This is a genomic window from Massilia eburnea (assembly GCF_050709955.1).
GTDB lineage: Bacteria > Pseudomonadota > Gammaproteobacteria > Burkholderiales > Burkholderiaceae_D > Rugamonas > Rugamonas eburnea_A.
In genome coordinates, this window is sequence record NZ_JBNZFX010000009.1 from 26612 (window position 1) to 49921 (window position 23310).

Genomic DNA, 23310 nt, shown 5'->3' on the forward strand with positions numbered 1-23310 from the left:
AAATTTTGTAGAACGAATTATAAACGTCGAATGATTTTCCATCGCGCCCTCCGCCGTGAGCTGGTCAGCTCTGCCGGGGCTTCCTTTACGGTACTGTTCTCGATCCTCCTGACGTGGACCCTGATTTCGATCCTCGGCAAAGCCGCAGGCGGCAAGGTCGCATCCAGCGATGTCATCGCGCTTATCGCGTTCGCAGCCCTGAATTATCTGCCAATTGTCCTGATTTTCACCAGTTTTATTTCGGTGCTAATGGTGGTGACCCGCATCTACAAGGATTCGGAGATGGTGGTCTGGTTTGCCGCGGGCGTCAGCCTGACGCGTTTCATCAAGCCGGTCTTCCTGTTTGTCTTGCCGCTGGTCCTGCTGACCGGCGCGCTCAGTTTTTATGCGACGCCATGGGCGCGCTCGAAGAGCGCCGAGTACATTGAGCGTTTCACCAAGCGCGAAGACCTGCAGAAGGTTTCTCCCGGCCAGTTCAAGGAATCCTCATCGGCCAACCGAATCTTCTTCGTGGAAGGCGTCTCCGGAAGCAGCGCGGTGGTGCGCAATGTGTTCGTCAACCAGGTTGATGCCAAGGGCACTTCCGTGGTGGTGGCGAGCGAGGGCGTGATCGAGACGCTGCCTTCCGGCGACCGCCACCTGGTTCTGAAAAACGGCCGCCGCTACCAGGGTAAGCCGGGCGACGCCGATTTCCAGAGCATGGAGTTCGAGCGCTACAGCATGCGCGTTTCGCAGCAGTCGTCCGAGTCCGACGGCCAGAAGGAAACCAAAACCTTGCCGACGTCGGAATTGATCGCCGCCGGCACCAATCCGGCCAAGGGGGAGCTGATGTGGCGCATGTCGCTGCCGCTGGCCTGCCTGGCGCTGTCGATGCTGGCGATCCCGCTGGGCTTTGTCAACCCGCGCGCGGGCAGCTCGGTCAACCTGATTCTCGCTGTGCTGATTTTCTTCACATATAACAACCTGATCAACGTGTTCGAGTCGGGCATCCGTCGCGGCAACTTCACGTTTGGCATGAGCTGGTGGCCGCTGCACCTGGCGATGGCGCTGGCAGTGCTGGCATTTTTTGCCTGGCGCCTGAACGTGAATCACCGCTATCATCCGCGCGCGATGTGGGCGGCATTCAAGCGGGGGGTACGCAAATGAGCACCCTGCAACGCTACTTCTTCGTTTCGATCCTGCAGGCGGTGGCTTTTGCACTGGCGGCCTTGCTTGGATTGCAGGCATTCTTTGACTTGACCGGCGAGCTGCCTGTCGTGGGCAAGAACGGTTATGGCATGCAGCATGCCGTTCTGTTCACGTTGACGATGCTGCCCCAGCACGTGAACGAGGTGCTGCCGGTGGCGGCCCTGATCGGCACCATCTACACTATGGCGCAATTCGCCTCGACCTCCGAATTCACGATCATGCGCGCCTCGTCGATGTCTACGCGCATGGCCGCGGTCATGGTCGGCAAGGTTGGACTGGTCCTGGTGCTCATTGCCTTCATCTTTGGCGAACTGATTACACCGCGCCTGGCGCCAGTGGCGGAAAAGGTTCGCCTGATGGGCCGCGGCGCCACGGTGTCGTCGGAGTTCCGCTCCGGCATGTGGACCAAGGACATTATCAAGAGCGAAGGCATGACCGGCGAGGTGCAGGGTACCCGCTTCTTCAACGTGCGCGAAGTGCGCTCTGATGGCCAGCTGGTGGACGTCAAGCTGTACGACTTTGATAACCGTTTCCGCGTGCGTACGCTGACCTATGCCAAGACGGCTTCTTTCAAGGGCAACAATACCTGGCTCCTGAATGAAGTGACGGAGAATATCTTCAGCAACCCGGCGTTGGCAGTGGATGGCGCGCAAGCGAACCTGGCCAACAATTACGCGCAGGCGACCAGTGCGGTGGAGATCAAGCGGCATGCCAGCAAAGAACTGATTTCCGAGATTACGCCGAAAATCCTGTCGGTATCGGCCTCGGATCCGGAGCACATGTCGGTCAATGAGCTGGCCGTGTATACCCGCCACCTGCAGGAAAACAGGCAGGGCACGGAACGTTTCAAGATCGCCTTCTGGAAAAAACTGTTCGACCCGCTGGCAATCTTTGTGCTGATGGCGCTGGCGCTGCCTTTCGCCTACCTGCACACCCGTGCCGGCGGCGTGAGCCTGAAAATCTTCATCGGCATCATGATCGGCGTCAGCTTCCTGCTGGTGAATACGCTGTTCTCGCATATCGGCCTGTTGTCGGCGCTGCCGGCATTCCTGACGGCGCTGATGCCAAGCCTGCTGTACCTGCTGCTGGCGCTGGGAGCCCTGTACTGGGTGGAGCGGCACTAGCATGGGCGGCCGTGCCCTGGTCCTGTTCGCGCATGGCGCCCGTTCCGCCAGCTGGGCGGCGCCATTCGAACAATTGCGCGAGATGATCAAACTGCGGGTTGCGGCGAGCGAGCCCGATCTCGATGTCTCGCTGGCCTTCCTGGAATTGATGTCGCCCCGCCTGCCGGAGCAGGTGGCAGCGCTTGCCGCGCAGGGCGTTGACGATGTGACGGTGGTGCCGGTGTTCCTGGGGCAGGGGGGTCATGTGCTGCGCGACCTGCCGCTGATCCTCGATGAAATGCGCCTGGCGCATCCAGGCGTGACCATCCGCACCGTTGGCGCGGTAGGGGAAGACCCCACCGTGCTGCGGGCGATGACGGATTATTGCTTGTCGTCGCTGCCTTTGGCGTGAGCCACCATGGCGGCAATGGTGCTGCCAGGGTTGTCGAATTCGCGCTGCACGGCATCGCGCAGGGCTTCCGACTTCAGGGAGTCGAGCGCGGCTGCGCTGGCATTGGCCACCTCCTCATCTTCGCCCAGGCGGCGGAATACTTCCACCACCAGGCGTACTTCCTTGGTGTAGTTCAGCACGAACGCCAGCAACTGCGGGGCGGACGAAGTGTTGCCGCGCTTGGCCAGGTCTTCGGCGAAGTCGTTGACGCGCTTGGCCTGGGCGGTGATGCGGGCCACCGGATCGGGCAGGTAGCGCCGCGCCAACTGGAAATCTTCGACCGCCACCAGGGCCGGCAGGGCCAGTTCGGCGCAGTCCTTGGCCAGTTCCGGCAGCTGGGCATCGATCTGGGTGAACAGGTCGTGGGTGGCGCGCTCCTCGCCCAGCGCGCTGTTGATGGCACTGATGTCATGGAAGCGGCCCAGCGTGGCGCTGCCGCTCAGGATGCGCTGGGTGTCGCGGTCGCGGATCGCCTGCAGCGCGCGGCGCGCCAGCGGGAATTGTTCGGCGAGGTAGATCCAGTCGCGCAGGGCGAAGGACAGGCGAACCCCAGCCAGGGTTGGGTCGTCTTCGAGCGCATGCTCGTGGAACCACAGGTGGTCGCGCAGGGCGTCTTCGTACTTGCCTGCCAGGCGCGCATTGCGGGCGCGCTCCAGGACTTCATGGGCTTGGCTCATCTTGTTCCTCTCATTGCAAGAGGACGCTATTTTACCGTTTTTGCTGCGGCCGCGGCGCCATTGCCTTGCCCAGCATGACCAGTACCGGGCCGTGCGCCGCCGGCAGGCCATGCGCCAGCTCAGCCAGGGTGATGCGTTCCACGCGCTGATCAGCACGGCTGACATTCTCGACCACGACCACAGGAGTGTCCGGTGAGCGGCCCTGCGACAGCAGGTTGCTGGCGGTGGCGATCGCTTCACGACCGCCCATGTACTGCACCAGCGTGTCGGTAGACGGAATGGTGAGCTGATCCGGATGGCCCGGCGCGGTGGAGGAGGTAAAGAAGGCCACGCTGCGCGCCACGCCGCGTTTGGTCAGCGGCTGCTGGGTCGCCGCGGCGGCGGCCACTGCGGTGGTGATGCCGGGAACCACTTCGACTTCGATGCCGTGCTGTTCGAGCGCCGTCAATTCCTCATCGGCGCGGCCGAACAGCATCGGGTCGCCGCCTTTGAGACGCACCACCATGCCGTAGCGCGCGGCGCAGTCGACCAGCTGCTGGTTGATCAGGCCTTGCGCGGTGGAGCGCTGGCCGGCGCGCTTGCCGACCGAGATTTTCTCAGCCTGCGGGCAAAGTTCCAGCATATCTTCGGTCACCAGCGCGTCGTACAGCACTACTTCGGCTTGCGCCAGCAGGCGTGCGCCGCGCATGGTGATCAGGTCCTGCGCCCCCGGTCCAGCTCCAATCAAATACACTTTCCCGTATGGCATGCGCAGGCTCCTGTCTGGCGTTGTTATTCGCCGAGGCGGATCATGCCGGCGGCTACTGTCTGGTGCGTGACTTCATCGATCAGGATGAAGGCGCCGGTGGCGCGGATATCCGAATAGGCATCGGCCGCCAGCGCTTGCTGCACGTTCAGCGCAATGCGCGCCACGTCGTTCAGCTTCAAAGCATCCGCATCGTGCCGCTGCTGGGTGTTGATGTCAAGGATGGAGTCGATTTTGGTCACTTTGGCGGCGGTCTGCCTGGTGCCGTGCTTGAGCCAGTACTTGCGGCGCAGGTCCAGCGGCTCCTCGGACAGCCAGCATACGTCGGCGCTCACTTGCTTGAGCAGGGAAGCGGGCTGCGTGCTGGAGGCCAGCAGGTCGCCGCGCGACACGTCCACATATTCTTCCAGCACGATGGTGACCGACTGGCCGGCGCTGGCGGTTTGCAGGGAACCGTCGAAAGTGACGATTTCCTTGACCGTGGCGCTCTGGCCCGAAGGCTGCACCACCAGCTTGTCGCCCACCGAGACGTTACCGGCCTCGATACGGCCCATGTAGCCGCGGAAGTCATTGGCTTCGTGGCCGTTGTGGCGCGCTACCAGCTGCACCGGGAAGCGGAATGCCGCGCCGTGCGATTCGTCGTACACCGACAGGTCTTCCAGCAGTTCGATCAGGGTAGGGCCCTGGTACCAAGGCATGCGCTCGCTGGCGTCGACCACGTTGTCGCCGGCCAGTGCGGACAGCGGGATGGTCTTGACGTGCTTGACGCCCAGCGTTTCCGCGAATTCGCGGTAAGCCTTGACGATACGCTCGTACACTTGCTGGTCGTAGTTCACCAGGTCCATCTTGTTCACGGCCACCACCACGTGCTCGATCTGCAGCAGGTGGGCGATGGTGGAGTGGCGCTTGGTCTGGATCAGCAGGTCCACGCCGCCGTCTTCGCGCAGCTTCACTTTCGACACGTCGACCAGGATGATCACGGCGTCGGCGGTGGAGGCGCCGGTCACCATATTGCGGGTGTACTGCTCGTGGCCCGGGGTGTCGGCGATGATGAACTTGCGCTTGGGCGTGGCGAAGTAGCGGTAAGCCACGTCGATGGTGATGCCTTGCTCGCGCTCGGCTTCCAGGCCGTCGGTCAGCAGCGACAGGTCGATGGTGTCGCCCACGGTGCGCTTATGCTTGGCGCGCGAGACGGCTGCCAGCTGGTCGGCGAAGATGCCTTTGCTGTCGAACAGCAGGCGGCCGATCAGGGTGCTCTTGCCGTCGTCGACGGAGCCGGCGGTGATGAAGCGCAGCAGATTGCGTTGGTTCAGGTTGTCGTTCAGTGCGTTCATCAGAAGTATCCTTGCTTCTTGCGTTTTTCCATGGAGGCTTCGGAGGTCTGGTCGTCCATCCGGGTGGCGCCGCGCTCGGTGATCTGGGTCACTGCCGTTTCGGCGATGATCGCGTCCACGTCGGCAGCGTCGGAAGATACCGGGCAGGTGCAGGAGATGTCGCCCACGGTGCGGAAGCGCACTACCTGCGTCTCGACGCTTTCGCCTTCACGGGCCGGGGTCAGGTCGGTCAGCGGCACCAGCAGGCCGTTGCGCGGAATCACCTGGCGCTGGTGCGCGAAATAGATCGATGGCAGCGCCAGTTTTTCGCGGGCGATGTACTGCCACACATCCAGCTCGGTCCAGTTCGAGATCGGGAACACGCGCATGTTTTCGCCGGGGTGGACGCGGGTGTTATACAGGTCCCACAGCTCCGGGCGCTGGGCCTTCGGGTCCCATTGGCCGAATTCGTCGCGGAAGGAGAAGATGCGCTCCTTGGCGCGGGCCTTCTCTTCGTCGCGGCGGGCGCCGCCGATGCAGGCGTCGAAGTTGTGCTCGGCGATGGTTTCGAGCAGCGTCACAGCCTGCGCGGCGTTGCGCGAATCGGTGGCAGGGTTACGCAGGCGCACGGTGCCCTTCTTGATCGAGTCTTCCACCGAGCCGACGATCAGGCGTTCGCCCAGTTCGGCCACGCGGCGGTCGCGGAATTCGATCACTTCGGCGAAATTATGGCCGGTGTCGATGTGCACCAGCGGGAACGGGAACTTCCCTGGACGGAACGCCTTCTCTGCAAGGCGCAGCAGCACCACGGAGTCCTTGCCGCCGCTGAACAGCAGGGCAGGGTTCGAGCATTCGGCGGCAACCTCGCGCAGGATGTGGATGGCTTCCGACTCCAGCGCGTCGAGGTGGCGCGAATTGACGTGTTGTTCTACCAGTGCGTTCATTTAGCCTACTTTCTTAATTCGAATCAGTTTGCCGTCTACCAGGTGCAAGCCGCATTCCTTCGAGTCCGGGTTTTCCCACCACCAGCGGCCGGCGCGAACATCTTCGCCAGGCTGGATGGCGCGGGTGCAGGGTTCGCAGCCAATCGACGGATAGCCCTGGTCGTGCAGCGGGTTATAGGGCACGTCGTTGGCGCGCAGGTAATCCCACACTTCCTGTTCCGACCAGTCGGCCAGGGGGTTGAACTTTTCCATGCTGTGCGAGCCATCATACTCCTGCACCGGCAGGTCGGAGCGGGTGGCTGATTGGGCGCGGCGCTGGCCGGTAATCCACGATTTTTTGCCGTTCAGGGCGCGCCCCAGCGGCTCCACCTTGCGGATGTTGCAGCATTCCTTGCGCAACTCAACGCTGTCGTAAAAGGCGTTCAGGCCCTTCTTTTCCACGTAGGCGTCGATGGCGGCCGGCAACGGGCGATACAGCGCGATCTCGTAGCCGTAACGCTCCTGCACACGCTCCACCATGTTGGTGGTTTCCTTGTGCAGGCGGCCGGTCTCGAGCGAGAAGATACCGATCGGCAGGCCGGCTTTCAGGATCAGGTCCGTCAGGACCATGTCCTCGGCGGCCAGGCTGGAGGCGAAAACGGCAGGTGAAAACTCTTCCGCAACGCGTTCGAGCGTGGCTAGCGTATCCCGCACGCGGGTGGCGAGCTCGCTCATGGTCAAGCCTCGGACGTTGCGGCGGCGGGCGCCGGACGTGCGTGGCGGCGGAACAGCGGTACCCGCTGGTCAACCGATGCCTGGTAAGTCTCGCTGAACACGGTCAGGCCTTTCAACGCATCGTCAATGCTGCGGTCCGAGCGCGTGTCGTAGGCGTCGAAGCCTACGCGCTGCATCGAGAACAGCTGGTCGCGCAGTACATCGCCGATCGCGCGCAGTTCCCCGGTCCAGCCGAGGCGGGAGCGCAGGTTCCAGGCGTGGGAATAGCCGCGGCCATCGGTGAATTTCGGGAAATCGACCGCCACCAGGGCCAGGCGTGGCAGGTCTTCGCGCAGTGCGGCAGGGTCTTCGTCAGGCGCCAGCCAGACGGCGATTTCGCCGGCGGCGGCACGGGCGGCAAGCGCATCGCGCTGTGCCAGCCAGGTTGCCAGCGGAAGGATCACGCGGCCGGCCGGCACGGCCAGCGCGGCCACGGTGGCGGATTCGGCGCCTTCTTCGGCGCGCACCAGGTTCCAGTCGTCGGCCACGATTGCGCGGCCCTTGATGATTTGCTTAGGCATATTCGTCTTCTCCTACCAGGCGGCCAGCGGTTTCAATCGGCGTGGCGTATACAAATTCCTTGAACGGGGCAATGCCCAGGCGCTGCGCGGTATCGACGAAACGCTCCTCGGCAGTGCGTTCGCGTACGTACACTTGCAGCAGGCGGTCGATCACTTCCGGCATCTGCTGCGCGGAGAACGACGGGCCAATGATCTTGCCGATGGCGGAGTTGTTGCCTTGCGCGCCGCCAATTGACACTTGATACCATTCGCTGCCGTCTTTGTCGACGCCCAGCACGCCGATGTTGCCGACGTGATGGTGGCCGCAGGCGTTGATGCAGCCCGAGATATTCAGCTCGAAGTCGCCGATATCGTGCAGGAAGTCGATATGGTCGAAGCGCTCTGCGATTGCCTGCGCGATCGGGATCGACTTGGCATTCGCCAGCGAGCAGAAGTCGCCGCCAGGGCAGCAGATAATGTCGGTCAGCAGGCCGATATTCGGCGTCGCCAGGCCGTGCGACTTGATTTCCTGCCACAGGGCGAACAAGCGGGATTGTTCGACGTCGGCCAGCACGATGTTCTGCTCGTGCGTCACGCGCAGCTCTGCAAAGCTGTAACGGTCGGCCAGGTCGGCCATGTAATCCATCTGCTCGGCGGTCGCATCGCCCGGCGGCACGCCGGTCTTCTTCAGCGACAGCACCACGGCAGCATAGCCCGGCACCTTGTGCGCTTTCACATTGCGCTTCAGCCAGTTGCTGAAGGCCTTGTTGTCGGCGTGCTCGGCTGCAGGATCGATGGCTGGCAGCGACTTGTAGGCGTGCGGCTGGAAATAGGCGATGATGCGCTCCATTTCCGCCAGCGTCAGGGTCTGTTCGGTGCCTTTCAGGTCTTCCCACTCGGCTTCCACCTGGCGCGCGAATTCTTCCACGCCCAGGGCTTTCAGCAGGATCTTGATGCGGGCCTTGTACTTGTTGTCGCGGCGACCGTGCAGGTTATACACGCGCATGATCGCTTCGGTATAGGTCAGCAGGTGTTCGCGCGGCAGGAACTCGCGGATCACGCTGCCCAGGATCGGGGTGCGGCCCATGCCGCCGCCGACCATGACCTTGAAGCCGATTTCGCCGGCTTCGTTGTGCACCACGGTCAGGCCGATGTCGTGCACGGCGATGGCGGCGCGGTCTTCCACCGCGCCGTTGATCGCCACCTTGAACTTGCGGGGCAGGGCGATGAACTCAGGGTGGAAGGTCGACCACTGGCGCAGCACTTCGGCGTATGGACGTGGATCGATGATCTCGTCGGCGGCGACGCCGGCGAATTCGTCGGAAGTGACGTTGCGGATGCAGTTGCCCGACGTCTGGATGGCGTGCATCTCCACCGAGGCCAGGTCGCTCAGGATTTCCGGCGTTTCTTCCAGCTTGATCCAGTTGAACTGGATGTTCTGGCGGGTGGTGAAGTGGCCATAGCCGCGGTCATATTTGCGGGCGATATGCGCGAACATGCGCATTTGCGCGGAGCTAAGCAGGCCGTAAGGGACGGCGATACGCAGCATGTAAGCGTGACGCTGCATGTACAGGCCGTTCTGCAAGCGAAGCGGCAGGAATTCGGCCTCGGTCAACTCATCGTTCAGGCGGCGTTGAACCTGGTCGCGATACTGCTCGATGCGTTCGCGGATGATGAGGTGGTCGTATTGATCGTATTGATACATAGCTTTCCCAGTAAGGCATGCCCAAAGTGGATTCAATGGTAATAAACTAGGGCCTTATTCCAAACAACATAGTCTTTATTTGCTTATATGCTGTTAAGGCATAAGCATCAGCGTAAAATATGCGCTGGGGAGTCCAACGAGAGCGAGAATGAACCTTCACCAACTGCGATTCGTGCGGGAAGCCGTGCGCCAGAACTACAACCTGACCGACGCCGCCAAGGCCTTGTTTACGTCCCAGCCTGGCGTCTCCAAGGCAATCATCGAGCTGGAAGAGGAGTTGGGTGTTGATATTTTTACAAGGCACGGCAAGCGGATTCGCGGCCTGACCGAGCCTGGCCGGCTGGTTTTGTCCTCGGTTGAACTGATCATGCAGGAGATCGACAGCCTGAAACGGATCGGCAAAGAGTACGCGGCGCAGGATTCTGGCAGCTTCACTATCGCCACCACCCATACCCAGGCGCGCTACACCCTGCCTAAAGTCGTGCAGGCCTTCATGCAGAAGTACCCGAAGGTGCGCTTGTCTTTATTGCAAGGCAACCCGAAGCAGATCGCGGAGATGGTGCAGCGCGACCAGGCCGACCTGGCCATCGCCACCGAATCCATTGCCGCCATCGACGGCCTGATTACGCTGCCTTGCTACCAGTGGGAGCACGTGGTGGTGGTGCCGCCGGACCATCCGCTGTTAAGGATCAAGTCCGTCACGCTGGAAGAGGTGGCCGAGCATCACATCATCACGTATGATGCCGCCTTCGCCGGCCGCTCGCGCATCGACCAGGCCTTTGAAAAACGGGGTTTGAAGCCGGATGTGCTGCTGGAAGCGATCGATGCGGACGTGATCAAGACCTATGTGGAACTGGGCATGGGGGTCGGGATCATCGCCGGCATGGCCTTCGACCCCGAGCGCGACCGCAACCTGCGGGCCATCCCTGTGGGCCACCTGTTCGGCATGAATGTGTCGCGCGTGGCCGTCAAGCAGGGTGCCTACCTGCGGTCCTATATATATACCTTCATCGAGCTGCTGGCGCCGACGTTGAACCGCAAGCTGATCGAACAGGCGATGAAGGGCGAACATGAGAACTACGAACTGTGATTAACGAAGAAGAACTGTACGAAGTGCGCGAGCACATCGAAGAACTGCTGGATGGCCATGAGGTCCTGCAGCTGGAAAGCCTGGACCTCGATAGCCTGGAGGCCGCGCCCGGCCAGTACACGGCCGTCTACGCCGAATTCCTGTGGGCCCAGCTGGGGCGTGAGAAACAGGACAAGTTCCTGAAACAGCTGCGTGACAAGGTCGGCAAGGATGTGCTGCTGGTCTTGATGGGCGAAGACTATGTCGATGGCGAGAGCTTCCCGGTTGCCCGCACCGACCAGCATGGAAATACCTACGAGTTCCAGAAAGATGACGACGGAAACCGCGTCGAAGTGATGAAGAACTACCCGTCCGACAGCTGGCTGCGCAAGCGTTTGGGCATCGCTGCACGTGAAATCAAGGTCTTGCGATCTGATTATTACTGGGTTGTTACATCACGCCTGAAGTAAATTTTTCCTGTCACATTGTTGAAGTAATTGAGGGGCAATATAGCTGCGTTTGAAACATTTCCCTCAACTTCAACAACGTAGGACAACAAGTGAAAAAACTTACTCTGGCAGCACTGATCATCAGCGGTTTCGCAGCACAAGCTCAAGCCCAGTCCAATGTGACCATCTACGGTATCGCTGACGCGGGCTTCGTCGCAGAGCGCGGTGGCGTGAACGGCAGCGTCAACAAGGTGACCAGTGGTGTGGGTTCGGCTTCCCGTCTGGGCTTCAAAGGGGTTGAAGACCTGGGTGGCGGCACTTCCGCTATCTTCGCGATTGAATCCGGCGTCAAGATCGACACCGGCGACCAGGACACTGCGGGTGTGTTCGCACAGCGCCAGGCTTTCGTCGGCCTGAAGAGCACCGAAGCCGGCCAGATCACCCTGGGCCGCCAGTACACCATGCTGTACAACGCCCTGTCGCAAGTTGCCGACCCGTTCGGCGCCGGCTATGCTGGCAGCGCCAAGAACCTGTTCCCTACTGGTGGCGTCAACACCCGCCTGTCGAACTCTATCGTGTATAACTCGCCAGTGTTCTCCGGCTTCAGCGTTGATGCCCTGTACGGCATGGGCGAGCAAGCTGGCGACAACACTGCCGGCCGTCAGTTCGGCTTCGGCGTGAACTACACCAGCAAGGAACTGAACGTTCGCCTGGTTCACAACAACAAGAACAACGACACCGCCGCAGTGGGCGCCACCCCGGCCGTGCGCAAGGACAAAGCCAAGAACACCCTGTTGGCTGCCAATTACGACTTCGGCGTCGCTAAAGTCTACTTCGGCTACGAGAAAGACAAAGGCGCCGGCTCGGCACCGCTGCCAGTGGCTAATGCCTACGGCTTGAAAGTCGCTCCCAAGTCCTCGGCCGACAGTGCCGAATGGCTGCTGGGCGTAGGCGTGCCAATGGGCGGCGGCACCCTGGTTGCATCCTATATCCACAAGGACGACAAGCAAAACGCGCAGGATGCCAACCAGTTCGGCATCGGCTACCTGTACGCCCTGTCCAAGCGCACCACCGCTTACACCGCGATCGCCAAGATCAAGAACAAGAACGGCGCGGGCTACACCGTTGGTAACAACACCGAAGCCGGTACGGGCGACAAGGCTTTCAACCTGGGCGTGCGCCACGCCTTCTAAGCAGTTTTGTAGCAAGTTGTAGCACTCTCTCTCGAGGTGATTCATGATCTTTGGCGGGTCTTCTGACCCGCCTTTTTTTATTGGCCGCCGGGGAGGGGAATCCGGATCGCGATGCGCGTGCCACTGGCGCCGTCGACACCCATGCTGCCACGCAGTGCGGCGACGCGTTCACGCATGCCAAGCAGCCCAAGCGCGTCTGTCTTGGCCATGTCGCCGACGGCAATGCCGCGTCCATCATCCGAAATGTCTATGAGCAGTTCGCCCGCTTTGCGTTGCATGCGGACCTCCGCAGTGTTGGCACCGGCGTGGCGCGCGATATTGGTTAGCGACTCCTGCACCAGGCGGTAGATGGCGGTGCTGTAACGCTCGTCGAGCACCAGGGCATCCGGCAGTGCAGCGAGCAGGCAGCTGATGCCGTGCCGTTTCTCGAACTCCCGCCGCAGCGATTCCAGCGCAAAGTACAAGCCGCCTTCGTCAAGGGCGCGTGGGCGCAGGTTGCCTGCAATGCGGCGCAGGGAGCCGATGGCATTCAGCAGCAGGTTGTCCATGCTGGCCAGGCGGGCTTCGGCATCCGTAGAACCGGGAGGCAGTTGCTTCAAGAGCGTGAGTTCGACCCGCAGCGTCGCCAGCAATTGCCCCAGGTCGTCATGCAGTTCACGCGAAATGTGGACGCGTTCATCCTCCCGGATTTCCGCCACGGCGGAATCGGTGGAGCGGCGTCCCTGGACGCGGGTGCGGGGATTCTTCAAAGTTGGCCTCCTGGTGGCAGCAAGCACCAGGACACCGTATTACAGCAAGCCGCCGGGCGGCTTGATCTGGATCACATCTGCTTGAACAGATGGAGGAAGGAGCGGCTGACTTCCAGCTTGTCTGGGCGGCCTTTGATCATGACCAGGTGCCGGCCACGGATGTCGCGCGTCACGCCTTCGATGGCATTCACGTTGACCAGGGTCGCGCGGTGGATCTGCCAGAACAGGGCAGGGTCCAATTCATCGGCCAGGTCGCGCACCGGCTTGCGGATCAGCGCCTCGAATTTATCGGTCTGCACGCAGGTGTATTTTTCGTCCGAACGGAAAAACAGGATTTCCTCGACCGGGATCATGCGCAGGTCGGAACCGATGCTGGCCTGGATCCATTGCAGGTACTTGGGCTTGGGTGAAGCGATCTTCTCCGCCAGCTGGTTCAGGATAGCTGCCATGTCGGCGCCTTGCGCTGCGCTGGCGGCTGGCGAGGACAGGCGGCTTTTCAGGCGCTCGACGGTGATCTTCAGGCGTTCAGGCTCGGGCGGTTTCAGCACGTAGTCGACAGCGCCGCGCTCGAATGCCTCCACCGCATAGGCGTCATACGCGGTGACGAAAACCACATTGCTCTTGTTGCCGATTTCTGCGGCTGCTTCCATGCCGGTTTTGCCAGGCATGCGGATATCGAGGAAGGTGAAATCCGGTTTCAGTTCGTCGACCAGTTCAACTGCTTCGTCGCCGTTCTTTGCTTCACCGAGAATTTCCAGTTCCGGCCAAACTTGTTCCAGCCGCATGCGCAGCTGGTCGCGCATCAGTCGCTCGTCGTCGGCAATAATTGCTGTGGGCATAGTGCTCAATATTAGGAAATAAGAAGTATCAATTATTCAATGGATTGCAGCGTATGGCAATCGCTTATTCCGAGCGCGCCAACTGGTATGGCACCTCGATTATCGCGATGACGCCGCTTGGCTGGTTGGGCTCGATTTTCAGCGAGGCCTGGTCCCCGTGCAGCAGCTTCAGGCGCTCACGGATATTGGTCAGGCCGAGGCCGGTGCCGGTGCTTGGCTTGGCGCCAAAGCCCAGGCCATCGTCGGACACGGTCACGCGCAGCTTGCTGTGCGCCACGTCGGCGCGGACTTTCAGGTAGCCGCCTTCCGGCTTGCCTTCCAGGCCGTGCTTGATGGCGTTCTCAACCATCGACTGCAGCATCATGGGTGGGAAGGCTGCCGAGCGCAGGCCTTCCGGCACGTCGAAATCGACGGTCAGGCGCTCCTCCATGCGCATCTTCAGCAGGGCCAGGTAAGCCACCACCATGTCGGACTCGCTGCCGAGCGTACTGGTCAGCTTGTTTTCACGCATTTGCGGCAGCACGGCGCGCAGGTATTTGATCAGGCTGCGCTGCATTGCTGATGCGCGCGGGGGATCGGTTTCGATCAGGTGCTCGACCGACGCCAGCGTATTGAACAGGAAGTGTGGCTCGACCTGGGCCTGCATCATTTGCATCCTGGCTTCGCTTAACTGGCGCTGCATGGATTCGCGCTCGGCCGCGGCATTGGCCACTTGGGCTTCCGCTTCCGCTTTCTTCTTGCCGCCAACTAGCGCCTTCATCGCGAAAAGTGCCAGCAAAAGCAGGGTGATGAAACTGGTGAACCAGGTCGAGGCCTGCTTGTGATAGCGCGAGACTTTTTCTTCGGCCGCGCTGTCTACCGCCTGCTCCAGCGCGTTGGACAGTTCTTCGCCGATCTGCGGTGGCAGCTCGATGTGCACTTCTTCGCCCGGCATTGGCGCCGCCGGTGCGGTCGGTGCGACAGGAGGTTTTGACCTGGTGGCCGGTGGTGCTGGCGGGGCAGGGGGCGCCGGGAGCGCCGGATCTGCTGGCTCGGCAGGCATGGCTGGTGCGGCGGCTTCTGCAGCTGCCGCTTCTTCAGCATCCGTGTCGTCGCGGTGAGTGCTGGCAGCTTCGTCGCTGCTCGCCTCGGCGCTGGCTTGTTTCTTGATTTTGCCGGCGCGTGGATTGAAGTGGATGCCGCTGTCGTCAATCGTGATATTTGGATCTGCATTGCCCGACTTTGTGCGCTTATGCGAGCGGATCACCATCTCTTCTTCGCGCGAGGGCGAAAACAGCTCATCCTGCAAGATCGACGCTGCAATCATCGACAGCGCGGCAAACAGGAAGAACTTCCACCAAGACAGGTGCGTCACCCAGCTGGTCGTCGCATCAAAGCCGCGGTGGAGCCAGGCCAGGATGGTTTTTGCTGTGTCTTGGGCTTTCGGGGTTGGAAACATGCGCAACTTTCTATTGAATATGGGGCAAGTGTAGATAAGCTTGCGCAAAGCTGCCACCGGTGTGCGACAGAATGCAGAAATACGGGAATAGAAGAATGCCCTTGCGGACAGCCGGATGGTTTGCTATAGTTCTGTCCCTCGCAACGCAGCGCCGATCAAACGGCAGAGCGAAGCGGGAAAAAAGAGGGGTTGACGAGCTGCACGATGTACCGCATAATCTCGCTTCTCTGCTGCAACGAACACAACGCTTCGTACGATAAAAGCAGCGATCTTTAAAAATCAACAGTCGATAAGTGTGGGCGTTTGACGAATATGCCCGAGCCTTTATGGCTCGATGCTCAAAATATTAGTTGTAACGCTCGCACAAAATATATTAAACGTAATCTCGCAAGAGATTCGTCAGTATTTTGAGTGAGTGACCTCCGATAGCAGTATCGGAAAAACAGAGATTAAACTGAAGAGTTTGATCCTGGCTCAGATTGAACGCTGGCGGCATGCTTTACACATGCAAGTCGAACGGCAGCGCGGACTTCGGTCTGGCGGCGAGTGGCGAACGGGTGAGTAATATATCGGAACGTACCCAAGAGTGGGGGATAACGTAGCGAAAGTTACGCTAATACCGCATACGATCTAAGGATGAAAGCAGGGGATCGCAAGACCTTGTGCTCCTGGAGCGGCCGATATCTGATTAGCTAGTTGGTGGGGTAAAGGCCCACCAAGGCAACGATCAGTAGCTGGTCTGAGAGGACGACCAGCCACACTGGAACTGAGACACGGTCCAGACTCCTACGGGAGGCAGCAGTGGGGAATTTTGGACAATGGGGGCAACCCTGATCCAGCAATGCCGCGTGAGTGAAGAAGGCCTTCGGGTTGTAAAGCTCTTTTGTCAGGGAAGAAAAGGCTGCGGCTAATATCCGCAGCTGCTGACGGTACCTGAAGAATAAGCACCGGCTAACTACGTGCCAGCAGCCGCGGTAATACGTAGGGTGCAAGCGTTAATCGGAATTACTGGGCGTAAAGCGTGCGCAGGCGGTTTCGTAAGTCTGTCGTGAAATCCCCGGGCTTAACCTGGGAATGGCGATGGAGACTGCGAGGCTAGAGTTTGGCAGAGGGGGGTAGAATTCCACGTGTAGCAGTGAAATGCGTAGAGATGTGGAGGAACACCGATGGCGAAGGCAGCCCCCTGGGTCAAAACTGACGCTCATGCACGAAAGCGTGGGGAGCAAACAGGATTAGATACCCTGGTAGTCCACGCCCTAAACGATGTCTACTAGTTGTTGGGTCTTAATTGACTTAGTAACGCAGCTAACGCGTGAAGTAGACCGCCTGGGGAGTACGGTCGCAAGATTAAAACTCAAAGGAATTGACGGGGACCCGCACAAGCGGTGGATGATGTGGATTAATTCGATGCAACGCGAAAAACCTTACCTACCCTTGACATGGATGGAATCCCGGAGAGATCTGGGAGTGCTCGAAAGAGAACCATCACACAGGTGCTGCATGGCTGTCGTCAGCTCGTGTCGTGAGATGTTGGGTTAAGTCCCGCAACGAGCGCAACCCTTGTCATTAGTTGCTACGCAAGAGCACTCTAATGAGACTGCCGGTGACAAACCGGAGGAAGGTGGGGATGACGTCAAGTCCTCATGGCCCTTATGGGTAGGGCTTCACACGTCATACAATGGTACATACAGAGGGCCGCCAACCCGCGAGGGGGAGCTAATCCCAGAAAGTGTATCGTAGTCCGGATTGTAGTCTGCAACTCGACTACATGAAGTTGGAATCGCTAGTAATCGCGGATCAGCATGTCGCGGTGAATACGTTCCCGGGTCTTGTACACACCGCCCGTCACACCATGGGAGCGGGTTTTACCAGAAGTAGGTAGCTTAACCGCAAGGAGGGCGCTTACCACGGTAGGATTCGTGACTGGGGTGAAGTCGTAACAAGGTAGCCGTATCGGAAGGTGCGGCTGGATCACCTCCTTTCTAGAGTCGGCATCAGACTCAAACGTTCACACTTATCGACTGTTGTAATACGAAGAACAGCAAATGGGGCTGTAGCTCAGCTGGTTAGAGCACCGTGTTGATAACGCGGGGGTCGTTGGTTCGAGCCCAACCAGCCCTACCAGTCCCAACGTAATACCTACGGGGGATTAGCTCAGCTGGGAGAGCACCTGCTTTGCAAGCAGGGGGTCGTCGGTTCGATCCCGTCATCCTCCACCAAAGATTTCAAATGTAAGCGCAGACGCTTAGATTTGAACTTTTAATGTTCATCGTTCTTTAACAATCTGGAAGAAGTAAAAGTTTTATTAAGCGATATCGAAAGATATCACTTAGGGTAGTAGTAAAACTCATCAAACACAGTAGTAAGTGCTTGAACTTATAGCCGTCAAGGTTATAGGGACAAGTGAATAAGTGCACATGGTGGATGCCTTGGCGATTACAGGCGATGAAGGACGTAGTAGTCTGCGATAAGCTTCGGGGAGCTGACAAACAAGCATTGATCCGAAGATTTCCGAATGGGGAAACCCGGCCTTTTAGGTCATTGCATACTGAATACATAGGTATGCAAAGCGAACGCGGCGAACTGAAACATCTAAGTAGCTGCAGGAAAAGAAATCAACCGAGATTCCCAAAGTAGTGGCGAGCGAAATGGGAAGAGCCTGTATGTGATAGTCGTTCTGATAGTGGAAGCCTCTGGAAATAGGCGCCATAGCGGGTGATAGCCCCGTACGCGAAATCAGAGCGGTGGTACTAAGCATACGACAAGTAGGGCGGGACACGAGAAATCCTGTCTGAACATGGGGGGACCATCCTCCAAGGCTAAATACTCGTAATCGACCGATAGTGAACCAGTACCGTGAGGGAAAGGCGAAAAGAACCCCGGGAGGGGAGTGAAATAGATCCTGAAACCGTGTGCATACAAACAGTAGGAGCCTCGCAAGGGGTGACTGCGTACCTTTTGTATAATGGGTCAGCGACTTACATTCAGTGGCGAGGTTAACCAATTAGGGGAGCCGTAGAGAAATCGAGTCCGAATAGGGCGCTAGTCGCTGGGTGTAGACCCGAAACCAAGTGATCTATCCATGGCCAGGTTGAAGGTGCGGTAACACGCACTGGAGGACCGAACCCACTAATGTTGAAAAATTAGGGGATGAGCTGTGGATAGGGGTGAAAGGCTAAACAAACTTGGAAATAGCTGGTTCTCTCCGAAAACTATTTAGGTAGTGCCTCAAGTATCACCGACGGGGGTAGAGCACTGTTATGGCTAGGGGGTCATCGCGACTTACCAAACCATTGCAAACTCCGAATACCGTTGAGTGCGAGCTTGGGAGACAGACATCGGGTGCTAACGTCCGGTGTCAAGAGGGAAACAACCCAGACCGCCAGCTAAGGTCCCAAAGATTGGCTAAGTGGAAAACGAAGTGGGAAGGCTAAAACAGTCAGGATGTTGGCTTAGAAGCAGCCATCATTTAAAGAAAGCGTAATAGCTCACTGATCGAGTCGTCCTGCGCGGAAGATGTAACGGGGCTAAGCCAGTCACCGAAGCTGCGGATATCCGCAAGGATATGGTAGGAGAGCGTTCTGTAAGCCTGCGAAGGTGTCTTGTGAAGGATGCTGGAGGTATCAGAAGTGCGAATGCTGACATGAGTAGCGATAATGCGGGTGAAAAGCCCGCACGCCGTAAGCCCAAGGTTTCCTGTTCAACGTTCATCGGAGCAGGGTGAGTCGGCCCCTAAGGCGAGGCAGAGATGCGTAGCTGATGGGAAGCAGGTTAATATTCCTGCACCGTCGTATGATGCGATGGGGGGACGGATCGCGGAAGGTTGTCTGACTGTTGGAATAGTCAGTTTCTGGTTCATAGAAGGCGCTTAGGCAAATCCGGGCGCGTAATTCAAGGGACTGGGACGAGTGCACTAGTGCATGAAGCAATCGGAAGTGGTTCCAAGAAAAGCCTCTAAGCTTCAGTCATACGAGACCGTACCGCAAACCGACACAGGTGGGCGAGATGAGTATTCTAAGGCGCTTGAGAGAACTCGGGAGAAGGAACTCGGCAAATTGGTACCGTAACTTCGGGATAAGGTACGCCTCGGTAGTTTGACCACTTTACTGTGGAAGGACGAAAAGGTTGCAATAAACTGGTGGCTGCGACTGTTTAATAAAAACACAGCACTCTGCAAACACGAAAGTGGACGTATAGGGTGTGACGCCTGCCCGGTGCTGGAAGATTAAATGATGGGGTGCAAGCTCTTGATTGAAGTCCCAGTAAACGGCGGCCGTAACTATAACGGTCCTAAGGTAGCGAAATTCCTTGTCGGGTAAGTTCCGACCTGCACGAATGGCGTAACGATGGCCACACTGTCTCCTCCCGAGACTCAGCGAAGTTGAAGTGTTTGTGATGATGCAATCTACCCGCGGCTAGACGGAAAGACCCCATGAACCTTTACTGTAGCTTTGCATTGGACTTTGAACCAATCTGTGTAGGATAGGTGGGAGGCTTTGAAGTAGGGACGCCAGTTCCTATGGAGCCAACCTTGAAATACCACCCTGGTTTGTTTGAGGTTCTAACCTTGGTCCGTAATCCGGATCGGGGACAGTGCATGGTAGGCAGTTTGACTGGGGCGGTCTCCTCCCAAAGTGTAACGGAGGAGTTCGAAGGTACGCTAGGTACGGTCGGACATCGTGCTAATAGTGCAATGGCATAAGCGTGCTTAACTGCGAGACCGACAAGTCGAGCAGGTACGAAAGTAGGACATAGTGATCCGGTGGTTCTGTATGGAAGGGCCATCGCTCAACGGATAAAAGGTACTCTGGGGATAACAGGCTGATTCCTCCCAAGAGTTCATATCGACGGGGGAGTTTGGCACCTCGATGTCGGCTCATCACATCCTGGGGCTGTAGCCGGTCCCAAGGGTATGGCTGTTCGCCATTTAAAGTGGTACGTGAGCTGGGTTTAAAACGTCGTGAGACAGTTTGGTCCCTATCTGCCGTGGGCGTTGGAAATTTGAAGGGGGCTGCTCCTAGTACGAGAGGACCGGAGTGGACGAACCTCTGGTGTACCGGTTGTCACGCCAGTGGCATTGCCGGGTAGCTAAGTTCGGAAGAGATAACCGCTGAAAGCATCTAAGCGGGAAACTTGCCTTAAGATGAGATTTCCCAGAGCCTTGAGCTCTTTGAAGGGTCGTTCGAGACCAGGACGTTGATAGGTCAGGTGTGGAAGTGCAGTAATGCATTAAGCTAACTGATACTAATTGCCCGTACGGCTTGTCCCTATAACCTTGCCGGTTATACAGCACTTGCCTGTGTTTGAGATACCCAACTTTACTTCTTCCAGATTGCGCACCTTGCTCAGCGAGCGGGGTGCATACAAGTTATGCCTGATGACCATAGCAAGTCGGTCCCACCCCTTCCCATCCCGAACAGGACCGTGAAACGACTTTGCGCCGATGATAGTGCTGCAACCAGTGTGAAAGTAGGTTATCGTCAGGCTCTTATTAGAAAAGCCCGCTAGGCATATGCCAGCGGGCTTTTCGCTTTTGCAGCGCCAACTGCTTGTTGTTAAAAAGCATCAAAGTTTTCATTTATATTATGTTGCTTAATGGAGAGTTTATATAATTTATATTTTCCACCTTGCAAGTAACTAATATGGCGTCGAAGTTTCGGTACGTAGCACTCCTGGCTTGTCTGCACTTCCCCGTGCAATTTGCACATGCACAGGCTTTTTCCCGCACCCCTAACGAAGAATACGCAAAAGGTAATTTCGCACGTGCATTCCGTGGTTTCTTCGAGCAGGCCACCCGGAGCAATGACCCCAATGTGCAATTCAACCTGGGCATGATGTATGAGCGCGGCCAGGGCACTGACCAGAATGACGTCGAAGCGGCGAAGTGGTACTCGCGCGCAGTCGACCAGGGCCACGTTCTTGCGATGCGCCAGCTTGCAGGCCTGATGGCCGCCGGCCGTGGCGTCAAGCAAGATGGCGCTGGCGCCCTGGCCCTGCTGCGCAAGGCCATCGAGCAGAACGACGTGGCAGCGATCGAGCAGGTGGCAGGCATGTACTTCGAAGGTCGTGGTGTCCCGGCCGACCAGGCGCAGGCGAAGCAGTGGTACCAGAAAGCCGCCGCCGCCGGCAGCAAGAATGCGCAGGAGGCGCTGAGCCTGATCGCCGCAATGGAACGCCAGGCTGCCGGGCCGCTCGCGCCGATCCGCAAGCGTGCGATCGCCGGTGACGCTAACGCCCAGTATGACCTGGCCGTGGCCTACCACACCGGTAACACCGTGCCCAAGGATCCGGCCCAGGCATTGGATTGGTACTTGAAAGCGGCCGAGCAAGGGCACGGGATGGCGCAGTTCTACGCAGGCCTGCTGTACTCGAATGGCGATGGCGTGGCACAGGACCTGGTCCAGGCCCGTGCATGGTTCACCAAAGCAGCGGCGCAGGACAACAAGGATGCTGCCACCAACCTTGCTGTGATGCTCGACTTGGGCAAGGGCGGTCCGGTTGATTTGCCGCAGGCCGCGATCGCATACCAGCAGGCGGCAAAGCTGGGTAGCGCGCAGGCGCAGGTAAGGCTGGCGGGCATGTACTGGATGGGGCAGGGCGTCAAGAAGGACTACAACCAGGCTGCAGTCTATTATCGCCAGGCGGCGGAGCAAGGTGAAGTCACTGCGATCCGCAAGCTGGTCTACCTGCTTGAAAACGGCGTGGGCACTGCCCGCAACGTCGACGAGTCGAAGAAATGGGCCGCCAAGCTGGAGCAACTGGGCGGCAGCAACTAAGCAATGAGAAAAACCCGCCAGCACCGAGCTGGCGGGTTTTTTTTCAAGGGCTGACGTTCATGCGCTGCGTGTGCGTCCAATTATGGTCGGATGCACTGACGGCGGAAGCAAAGGTGCGATAAGTCTGTCCCTCGCCCGGCCACGGGTTCATGATGTAGACATAGTTGGTCCCGTTATAGGTTTCGTAGCCGCGTCCCACCATGATATGGCCACCGCCATTGGTCCAGCCGTAACGGATCACGAAGGGACGGTTGCCATTGATTTCATTCACCACCGAATTCCACGACAGGTAGTTGTTGATCGCGGTATTCGGCACGCCCCAATTCGCCAGGATGTTTTGCACGCTGCCCGAGGTGCCGTACATATTGTTCGGGCGGTTGGCGTAGCTGTTCCAATTGAAGGTACTGTTGCCGCAGGCGTAGTTGATGCCATAAGCCCAGTTCACGATCTGGCATTGGCTGGGCGTCCGGTTGTAAACATTCAGGACTGCCTTGCTGGAGGCGGACCAGCACCACTGGCTGTGCTCCTGGGTGGTCAGGGGGACATTGAGCGTACGCCATTGGGCAAAGGCGGAGGGCAGGGCAAGCACCAGCGCGGCGCCGGCGGCGATTTTTGCGATTTTCATGTTCGGCTCCTCCTTAACGGAATGCTTCGATATTGGCTTTGACTGCGGCGCGCAGTGGCTCAAGCAAGTCCGTTCCTTCAACTAGCTGGTTGCCATTTTTCTGAAGCAGCAGCGATTCCCGGGCCGAGTGCAGCGGGGCGAACTTGGCGCGATCCACTTCCAGCAAGTCTGCGCGCGCCTGGTAGATACGGATGAAGCGCAGGTTGGAACGCACGCTGTTGCCGTGCACCGCCATAGCGGCATCCACGTCTTTCGCCAGCACTGAGGCGCCGTAGGCGACGGTTTCATAGCGGCCATTCACTTGCTGTACGGTTGCCAGCCCGATCGGCTTTCCGTGCAGGGAAATGACAAAGCGCCATTCGCCGGTCGGTTTGGCCAGCGATGCCAGGTCGCCGCGCGCCAGCAGTTCTTTCGGATCGACGGTATACACTTCGAAGCCATGGCTTACCTTGGCCTGCTTCAAATCGCCTACGTCCGTGATATCGAGCGGGAAGTCCACCGGTGCGCTGCCGGGGCGGATCGCCTGCTGGTGCTCGGCGAATTGCGCGAGACCGCGTTTGGCGGCTTGTAGTGCCGCGCCGTTGTCTGCTTTTGCCAGGAACGGGGCGGCCATCATCGCTGCGCAGGCGATGCGCAGCCAGAGTCGATGCATATGCATGTGACTACTCCTCTGAAGGTTGATCAGATATTTTTGAGGTGCGAGGTGATTGCCCCCTCTGTGCTGGACCTGAGAGTTTCACAGGCGTCGGCGGCCTGCTTGCTCCTTCGGTGCGCCAACGTTGCTTTGCAGGCG

Annotated in this window: 19 protein-coding genes, 2 tRNA genes and 3 rRNA genes; 12 read left to right on the top strand and 12 right to left on the bottom strand. The window is 58.8% G+C overall.

Going from position 1 to position 23310, the window contains the following annotated elements; genetic code table 11:
• The first annotated feature begins 30 nt into the window (after positions 1 to 30).
• From lptF to ACQ4MM_RS07155, 3 genes are read left to right on the top strand one after another with little or no spacing between them, the layout of a single operon-like run.
• Positions 31 to 1146, top strand: a complete 1116-nt coding sequence (lptF, locus tag ACQ4MM_RS07145; protein ID WP_431476741.1) for an LPS export ABC transporter permease LptF — start codon at positions 31 to 33, stop codon at positions 1144 to 1146.
• Positions 1143 to 2312, top strand: coding sequence for an LPS export ABC transporter permease LptG (gene lptG / locus ACQ4MM_RS07150; protein WP_431476742.1), 1170 nt, complete (start codon positions 1143 to 1145; stop codon positions 2310 to 2312). The genes lptF and lptG overlap by 4 nt, the downstream gene beginning before the upstream one ends.
• Before the next feature lies 1 nt (position 2313).
• A complete protein-coding gene (locus tag ACQ4MM_RS07155; protein ID WP_431476743.1) occupies positions 2314 to 2703 on the top strand; it encodes a sirohydrochlorin chelatase in 390 nt (129 codons plus the stop codon).
• Here ACQ4MM_RS07155 and ACQ4MM_RS07160 read toward each other — a convergent pair.
• From ACQ4MM_RS07160 to ACQ4MM_RS07190, 7 genes are read right to left on the bottom strand one after another with little or no spacing between them, the layout of a single operon-like run.
• A complete protein-coding gene (locus ACQ4MM_RS07160; protein ID WP_431476744.1) occupies positions 2673 to 3419 on the bottom strand; it encodes a hypothetical protein in 747 nt (248 codons plus the stop codon). The genes ACQ4MM_RS07155 and ACQ4MM_RS07160 overlap by 31 nt on opposite strands.
• Positions 3420 to 3450: 31 nt before the next feature.
• Positions 3451 to 4167 carry a uroporphyrinogen-III C-methyltransferase gene (cobA, locus tag ACQ4MM_RS07165; RefSeq protein WP_431476745.1) on the bottom strand — a complete coding sequence of 239 codons (717 nt, stop codon included), beginning with the start codon at positions 4165 to 4167 and terminating at the stop codon, positions 3451 to 3453.
• Positions 4168 to 4190: 23 nt separating this feature from the next.
• Entirely contained in the window at positions 4191 to 5498 is a 1308-nt protein-coding gene (locus tag ACQ4MM_RS07170; protein WP_431476746.1) for a sulfate adenylyltransferase subunit 1, read from the bottom strand.
• Positions 5498 to 6421, bottom strand: coding sequence for a sulfate adenylyltransferase subunit CysD (gene cysD / locus ACQ4MM_RS07175; protein WP_431476747.1), 924 nt, complete (start codon positions 6419 to 6421; stop codon positions 5498 to 5500). Before cysD ends, ACQ4MM_RS07170 begins: the two co-directional genes overlap by 1 nt.
• A complete protein-coding gene (locus tag ACQ4MM_RS07180; RefSeq protein ID WP_431476748.1) occupies positions 6422 to 7135 on the bottom strand; it encodes a phosphoadenylyl-sulfate reductase in 714 nt (237 codons plus the stop codon).
• A gap of 2 nt (positions 7136 to 7137) precedes the next feature.
• Positions 7138 to 7695, bottom strand: coding sequence for a DUF934 domain-containing protein (locus tag ACQ4MM_RS07185; protein ID WP_431476749.1), 558 nt, complete (start codon positions 7693 to 7695; stop codon positions 7138 to 7140).
• Positions 7688 to 9379 (bottom strand): nitrite/sulfite reductase, encoded by a 1692-nt coding sequence (locus ACQ4MM_RS07190; RefSeq protein WP_431476750.1) that lies wholly within the window; start codon positions 9377 to 9379, stop codon positions 7688 to 7690. The genes ACQ4MM_RS07185 and ACQ4MM_RS07190 overlap by 8 nt, the downstream gene beginning before the upstream one ends.
• Positions 9380 to 9527: 148 nt before the next feature.
• Here ACQ4MM_RS07190 and ACQ4MM_RS07195 point away from each other — a divergent pair, with 148 nt between their 5' ends.
• The 3 genes from ACQ4MM_RS07195 (at position 9528) to ACQ4MM_RS07205 (ending at position 12090) form a co-directional block, all read left to right on the top strand.
• Positions 9528 to 10469 carry a CysB family HTH-type transcriptional regulator gene (locus tag ACQ4MM_RS07195; protein WP_431476751.1) on the top strand — a complete coding sequence of 314 codons (942 nt, stop codon included), beginning with the start codon at positions 9528 to 9530 and terminating at the stop codon, positions 10467 to 10469.
• The gene (locus ACQ4MM_RS07200) at positions 10466 to 10918 is read left to right on the top strand and encodes a hypothetical protein (protein WP_431476752.1); all 453 of its coding nucleotides are present in this window, start codon (positions 10466 to 10468) and stop codon (positions 10916 to 10918) included. The genes ACQ4MM_RS07195 and ACQ4MM_RS07200 overlap by 4 nt, the downstream gene beginning before the upstream one ends.
• A gap of 89 nt (positions 10919 to 11007) precedes the next feature.
• Entirely contained in the window at positions 11008 to 12090 is a 1083-nt protein-coding gene (locus ACQ4MM_RS07205) for a porin (protein WP_431476753.1), read from the top strand.
• 77 nt (positions 12091 to 12167) lie between these two features.
• Here the strand turns inward: ACQ4MM_RS07205 and ACQ4MM_RS07210 are convergent, their stop codons facing one another.
• The 3 genes from ACQ4MM_RS07210 to ACQ4MM_RS07220 form a co-directional block, all read right to left on the bottom strand.
• Positions 12168 to 12839, bottom strand: a complete 672-nt coding sequence (locus tag ACQ4MM_RS07210) for a sensor histidine kinase (protein ID WP_431476754.1) — start codon at positions 12837 to 12839, stop codon at positions 12168 to 12170.
• A gap of 71 nt (positions 12840 to 12910) precedes the next feature.
• Complete coding sequence (locus tag ACQ4MM_RS07215) at positions 12911 to 13678, bottom strand: LytR/AlgR family response regulator transcription factor (RefSeq protein ID WP_431476755.1); 768 nt, start codon at positions 13676 to 13678, stop codon at positions 12911 to 12913.
• 64 nt (positions 13679 to 13742) lie between these two features.
• Entirely contained in the window at positions 13743 to 15116 is a 1374-nt protein-coding gene (locus tag ACQ4MM_RS07220) for a sensor histidine kinase (RefSeq protein WP_431476756.1), read from the bottom strand.
• A 451-nt stretch (positions 15117 to 15567) separates the two neighbouring features.
• Between ACQ4MM_RS07220 and ACQ4MM_RS07225 the strand changes: the two genes are divergently transcribed.
• The 6 genes from ACQ4MM_RS07225 to ACQ4MM_RS07250 all read left to right on the top strand — a co-directional run bounded on the left by ACQ4MM_RS07225 (position 15568) and on the right by ACQ4MM_RS07250 (position 21892).
• Positions 15568 to 17098, top strand: a 16S ribosomal RNA gene (locus ACQ4MM_RS07225).
• Between the two features lie 65 nt (positions 17099 to 17163).
• A tRNA-Ile gene (locus ACQ4MM_RS07230) sits at positions 17164 to 17240 on the top strand.
• A gap of 19 nt (positions 17241 to 17259) precedes the next feature.
• Positions 17260 to 17335 (top strand) — tRNA-Ala (locus ACQ4MM_RS07235).
• Between the two features lie 178 nt (positions 17336 to 17513).
• A 23S ribosomal RNA gene (locus ACQ4MM_RS07240) occupies positions 17514 to 20385 on the top strand.
• A 104-nt stretch (positions 20386 to 20489) separates the two neighbouring features.
• Positions 20490 to 20602 (top strand): 5S ribosomal RNA (gene rrf, locus ACQ4MM_RS07245).
• The 16S, 23S and 5S rRNA genes sit together here with 2 tRNA genes alongside, the layout of an rRNA operon.
• Before the next feature lie 207 nt (positions 20603 to 20809).
• A complete protein-coding gene (locus ACQ4MM_RS07250) occupies positions 20810 to 21892 on the top strand; it encodes a tetratricopeptide repeat protein (RefSeq protein ID WP_431476757.1) in 1083 nt (360 codons plus the stop codon).
• A 43-nt stretch (positions 21893 to 21935) separates the two neighbouring features.
• Here the strand turns inward: ACQ4MM_RS07250 and ACQ4MM_RS07255 are convergent, their stop codons facing one another.
• Both ACQ4MM_RS07255 and ACQ4MM_RS07260 read right to left on the bottom strand, forming a co-directional pair.
• Positions 21936 to 22517, bottom strand: coding sequence for a C39 family peptidase (locus ACQ4MM_RS07255; protein ID WP_431476758.1), 582 nt, complete (start codon positions 22515 to 22517; stop codon positions 21936 to 21938).
• Positions 22518 to 22530: 13 nt separating this feature from the next.
• The gene (locus ACQ4MM_RS07260) at positions 22531 to 23175 is read right to left on the bottom strand and encodes a hypothetical protein (protein ID WP_431476759.1); all 645 of its coding nucleotides are present in this window, start codon (positions 23173 to 23175) and stop codon (positions 22531 to 22533) included.
• Positions 23176 to 23310: the final 135 nt, after the last annotated feature.

Bases quoted from the DNA above. Each gene is read 5' to 3' on its own strand.
- ACQ4MM_RS07170 (WP_431476746.1), bottom strand. From the start codon at position 5,498: ATGAACGCACTGAACGACAACCTGAACCAACGCAATCTGCTGCGCTTC.
- ACQ4MM_RS07180 (WP_431476748.1), bottom strand. From the start codon at position 7,135: ATGAGCGAGCTCGCCACCCGCGTGCGGGATACGCTAGCCACGCTCGAA.
- cobA (WP_431476745.1), bottom strand. From the start codon at position 4,167: ATGCCATACGGGAAAGTGTATTTGATTGGAGCTGGACCGGGGGCGCAG.
- lptF (WP_431476741.1), top strand. From the start codon at position 31: ATGATTTTCCATCGCGCCCTCCGCCGTGAGCTGGTCAGCTCTGCCGGG.
- ACQ4MM_RS07220 (WP_431476756.1), bottom strand. From the start codon at position 15,116: ATGTTTCCAACCCCGAAAGCCCAAGACACAGCAAAAACCATCCTGGCC.
- cysD (WP_431476747.1), bottom strand. From the start codon at position 6,421: ATGAACGCACTGGTAGAACAACACGTCAATTCGCGCCACCTCGACGCG.
- ACQ4MM_RS07155 (WP_431476743.1), top strand. From the start codon at position 2,314: ATGGGCGGCCGTGCCCTGGTCCTGTTCGCGCATGGCGCCCGTTCCGCC.
- ACQ4MM_RS07195 (WP_431476751.1), top strand. From the start codon at position 9,528: ATGAACCTTCACCAACTGCGATTCGTGCGGGAAGCCGTGCGCCAGAAC.
- ACQ4MM_RS07255 (WP_431476758.1), bottom strand. From the start codon at position 22,517: ATGAAAATCGCAAAAATCGCCGCCGGCGCCGCGCTGGTGCTTGCCCTG.
- ACQ4MM_RS07185 (WP_431476749.1), bottom strand. From the start codon at position 7,695: ATGCCTAAGCAAATCATCAAGGGCCGCGCAATCGTGGCCGACGACTGG.
- ACQ4MM_RS07190 (WP_431476750.1), bottom strand. From the start codon at position 9,379: ATGTATCAATACGATCAATACGACCACCTCATCATCCGCGAACGCATC.
- ACQ4MM_RS07215 (WP_431476755.1), bottom strand. From the start codon at position 13,678: ATGCCCACAGCAATTATTGCCGACGACGAGCGACTGATGCGCGACCAG.
- ACQ4MM_RS07160 (WP_431476744.1), bottom strand. From the start codon at position 3,419: ATGAGCCAAGCCCATGAAGTCCTGGAGCGCGCCCGCAATGCGCGCCTG.
- lptG (WP_431476742.1), top strand. From the start codon at position 1,143: ATGAGCACCCTGCAACGCTACTTCTTCGTTTCGATCCTGCAGGCGGTG.
- ACQ4MM_RS07260 (WP_431476759.1), bottom strand. From the start codon at position 23,175: ATGCATATGCATCGACTCTGGCTGCGCATCGCCTGCGCAGCGATGATG.